This is a genomic window from Polaromonas sp. P3_C2 (assembly GCF_056402675.1).
In genome coordinates this window covers 1-3810 of the sequence record NZ_JBFUGX010000414.1, presented here as the reverse complement: position 1 = coordinate 3810, position 3810 = coordinate 1, and the positions used below count along the sequence as shown (strand labels likewise).

Sequence of the window (3810 nt, the reverse complement as noted above, 5' to 3'; positions counted from 1 at the left end):
GCCGTAGTCGACACCGATCACGCGGCCAAAGCCGCGGCAGGTTTCACAGGCACCCATGGCCGAATTAAAAGAGAACAGCGAGGGCGTGGGGTTGGTGTAGCGCAGGTCGCTGTCGGGGCAATGCAGGCCCGTGGAGAAGCGCCACATCACATCCGGTTGACCATCCTCTGCGTGTTGTACATAGATGTTCAGGCGCCCGCCACGCTTCAACGCCGTTTCGATAGCTTCCATCACACGGGCTTTTTCCACCGCGTGGGTGCGAAAACGGTCGGCCACCACGTCCAGCAGCTTGTGCGGGCCGGCCGGTGTGGCCACGTCGCGCTGGGCATGCACGCGCGTGAAACCACTGACAGAGAGCCACTGCTCGACCTGCTCGGMGCTGGTGTTGCCGGGCAGCTCGACCGGGAAGGTCAACACCACGCGCGGATCACCCTCTGTGGTGCGCGCCATCAGCTCGGCATAAATCGATTCAGGCGTGTCGTGGCGTACGTTCTGCGCGGTCTGTTTGTCGAAGAGCTGGGCGGCGCGCGCGTAAAGCAGCTTCAGGTGGTCGTTCAACTCCGTCATGGTGCCCACGGTGGAACGCGAGCTGCGCACCGGGTTGGTCTGGTCGATGGCGATGGCGGGCGGCACGCCTTCCACCTTGTCGACGGCCGGCTTGTCCATGCGGTCAAGGAACTGCCGCGCGTAAGCAGAGAAGGTCTCCACATAGCGGCGCTGGCCTTCGGCGAACAGCGTGTCAAAGACCAGGGAGGATTTGCCCGAGCCGCTGGGCCCTGTGACTACCGTCATTTCACCGGTGCGGATATCCAGATCGAGGTTTTTGAGGTTGTGCTGGCGCGCGCCGCGAATGCGGATGATTCCCTGGGACATGAGTGCAGTCTTTCCTGAAGAGGTCAAACATTCTAGACAGGGCAACCGGCTGTGCAGGATGTAGGGATTAATGTCCTTTTTGCACACTTTTAGCTACGCCAATTAGGGCGGCTTCTGGTTTTCCTGATCGCATTTTTTGCGCTTTCATGCTTCACTTATGGATACATCATTTCACCCCGGATGGAAACACTGTGAACAACATGAAAAAACTCAGCAGATGGTGCGCCGCCATCGCGATGGTGGCCGTGGCCCAGGCCAGCCATGCGCAACTCCTTGTCGGGCAGACCGCAGGGTTTACTGGCCCCGTGGGCGCCGGCGTCAAGGAAACCACGGAAGGCGCCAAGCTCTACATCGACGCCGTCAATGCCAAGGGCGGTGTGGGCGGGCAAAAGATTGAGCTGGTGTCGCTCGACGACAAATTCGATCCCAAGCTGGCGGTCGAAAACGCACGCAAGCTGATTGAAGAACAAAACGTGCTGGCCATGTTCCTGACCCGCGGTACACCCCATACCGAAGCCATCATTCCGCTGCTCGACAAAAACAGCGTGCCGCTGGTCGGCCCTTCTACCGGTGCCATGGTGCTGCACCAGCCCGTCAAAAAACATGTGTTCAACGTACGCGCCACCTACCAGCGTGAAGCCGAGAAAGCGGTCACTCACCTGCATTCCATGGGCATCACCCGTATCGGCATCGTGTATGCCGACGACAGCTTCGGCGCTGACGGCGTGATGGGCGCGCAAAAAGGGCTGACGACTGCCAAGCTGCAGCCCGCTGTACTGGAAAAATTCGACCGCTCCAAACCCGACTTCGCGCCGATCGCACCCAAGGTTTACCAGTCCAACGCGCAGGCCGTCATCATGGTGGCCTCAGGGCAGGCCGTGGTCGACGGCATCAAGGCCTTCCGCGCGGGCGGCTCCACGGCGCAGATCGTGACGCTTTCGAATAATGCCTCGGGCGGCTTTGTGAAAAGCCTGGGCGACAACGCCCGTGGCGTGATCGTCACGCAGGTGTTTCCGTATGAGCGGTCCATCGCCTTCCCCATGGTGAAGGAAGCACAGGAGCTGGCCAAGGCCAAGGGGCAAGCCGACGTGAGCCCCGCGATGCTGGAAGGTTTTGCCGCTGCAAAGGTGTTGGTAGAGGGCTTGCGCCGGGCAGGCGCCAAACCCACGCGCGAGAAACTCCAGGCGGCCCTGGAGGGCATGCGCAAGATTGATATCGGCGGGCTGGAAGTGAGTTACAGCCCCGAAGACCATACCGGGCTGGATTTTGCCGATCTGTCCATCATCGGCACCGACGGAAAATTCAAGAGATAAATAGCACCCCCCTGCCGACGCTCACTTCGTGTAGCGTCACCTCCCCCCAGGGGGGACAGGCGCCTTGCGCCCGGCRTAGCCGGATCGCGGCCCCTGCTTGAAAAGAGAATCCCCCCTGCCGACGCTCACTTCGTGTAGCGTCACCTCCCCCCAGGGGGGACAGGCGCCTTGCGCCCGGCGTAGCCGGATCGCGGCCCCTGCTTGCGAATTCRCACGCCTGCGGCGCCAAGCCGTACGGGTTTGCTCAGCCGTAAAGCGCGCTTTCGAGTTCCTTGAACTTCTCGGGGCCTACAGCTTCCTTGATCTTGGGTGCCAGCTCCTTGAGCTTGTCGATGTCGCCTGCGGCTTCCACCGCCAGGTTCAGGCGGAAACCCCGAAGGCCCAGGGCAGCCGTCAGCCGCGTGGCGATGGGGTAAGCCCTTGAATAATGCTCCTGCGCATTCAGGGTAGGACTGCCATCCGCGTTTTGGGCCGACACCTCCGGAACCGGCTCATCAGGCGGCTGCACCGCCAGCGGCGCCAGCAGGCCCAGCGAAATCAGGTGGTTGATGTCTTCTGCGGTGACGCCGAACCCCGAGGTGGCCTTGACCACATCCTCCAGGCTGCGTTTGCCGTCAAACATGATGAAGGCAGAGCGCTGCCGGGGGGTCAATGCGACGGTTCGGTTCTGCACGGCGGTCTGGCCGGCTTCCGTCTTGGTGTAAATCATCGGCTGATCTCCAAATAAATGCGCGAGGGTGCCACCATGAGGTGCTTGATTTTCAGAGACGCTGTGATCGTTGTTTTTGTCTCTGTTAATTCAATTTAACTCATTTTCACCGGCAACGCACCTTTTCTGGGCATGATCGCGGCGACGTCCTGCACGCAAAAGCGCCACTCGCTGTCAGCCTGACCCCTTCACTCAACCATTCGTACGCGCTTCCAGAGCAGTGATAACAACAGGTGCAGCCAGCCGCGAAGCACCATGTTTTTCACCGCCCAGATMAATATCGCCGCCCTTGTTCAACAGAAATAATGCCAGCCCGGCAATCACGATAAAACCCACAACAATTTTCCACATCTTTCTTTCTCCCAAAAAAAAGCCCCCGGCAAATGGATGACGAGGGCCCGTAAAAAACATAAGGCTTTTCAGCCTGAAAAGGCCGGTGCGGGCTCCTGGCCCGCACCGGCGCAAATACCCATCAGTCGTTGGCGTAAATATCCACGTCCTTGGTTTCCTTGATGAACAAGGTGCCCACCACCAGCGTCATGCCGGCGATGATGATCGGGTACCAGAGGCCGTTGTACATATTGCCGGTCTGCGCCACGATGGCAAAAGCCGTGGTGGGCAGCAGGCCGCCGAACCAGCCGTTACCGATGTGGTACGGCAGGCTCATGGAGGTATAACGGATGCGGGTCGGGAACAACTCCACCAGCATGGCTGCGATCGGGCCGTACACCATGGTGACCAGAACCACCAGATAGAACAGGATGGCCGTGACCATGACCTTGTCGACCTTGGCTGGATCAGCCTTGCTCGGGTAGCCGGCAGCCTTCAGGTCGTCCGCGACCGCTTTCTTGAACTCGGCATCCTTCTTCTTGGCGTCGTCGGCGCTGAGGCCCTTGGCGGTGTAGCTGGAGATAT

The 3810-nt window shown here is 60.1% G+C and carries 4 protein-coding genes and 1 pseudogene; 1 reads left to right on the top strand and 4 read right to left on the bottom strand.

Annotation, left to right across the window (positions count from 1 at the left end):
• Nucleotides 1-873: pseudogene (locus AC1DWI_RS16215) on the bottom strand (excinuclease ABC subunit UvrA); the annotation flags it as partial.
• Nucleotides 874-1073: 200 nt separating this feature from the next.
• Here AC1DWI_RS16215 and AC1DWI_RS16210 point away from each other — a divergent pair.
• Nucleotides 1074-2186: an ABC transporter substrate-binding protein gene (locus AC1DWI_RS16210; RefSeq protein WP_477670066.1), complete on the top strand. Its 1113-nt coding sequence runs from the start codon at nt 1074-1076 to the stop codon at nt 2184-2186.
• Between the two features lie 244 nt (nt 2187-2430).
• Here the strand turns inward: AC1DWI_RS16210 and AC1DWI_RS16205 are convergent, their stop codons facing one another.
• The 3 genes from AC1DWI_RS16205 to AC1DWI_RS16195 form a co-directional block, all read right to left on the bottom strand.
• A complete protein-coding gene (locus AC1DWI_RS16205) occupies nt 2431-2895 on the bottom strand; it encodes a hypothetical protein (protein WP_477648213.1) in 465 nt (154 codons plus the stop codon).
• Nucleotides 2896-3087: 192 nt separating this feature from the next.
• Complete coding sequence (locus tag AC1DWI_RS16200; protein WP_477725214.1) at nt 3088-3306, bottom strand: hypothetical protein; 219 nt, start codon at nt 3304-3306, stop codon at nt 3088-3090.
• Between the two features lie 61 nt (nt 3307-3367).
• On the bottom strand, nt 3368-3810 hold a 443-nt coding region (locus tag AC1DWI_RS16195), incomplete at its 5' end, for an MFS transporter (RefSeq protein ID WP_477725213.1).

Coding starts and splice junctions, on each gene's coding strand:
- AC1DWI_RS16210 (WP_477670066.1), top strand. CDS start 1,074: ATGAAAAAACTCAGCAGATGGTGCGCCGCCATCGCGATGGTGGCCGTG.
- AC1DWI_RS16205 (WP_477648213.1), bottom strand. CDS start 2,895: ATGATTTACACCAAGACGGAAGCCGGCCAGACCGCCGTGCAGAACCGA.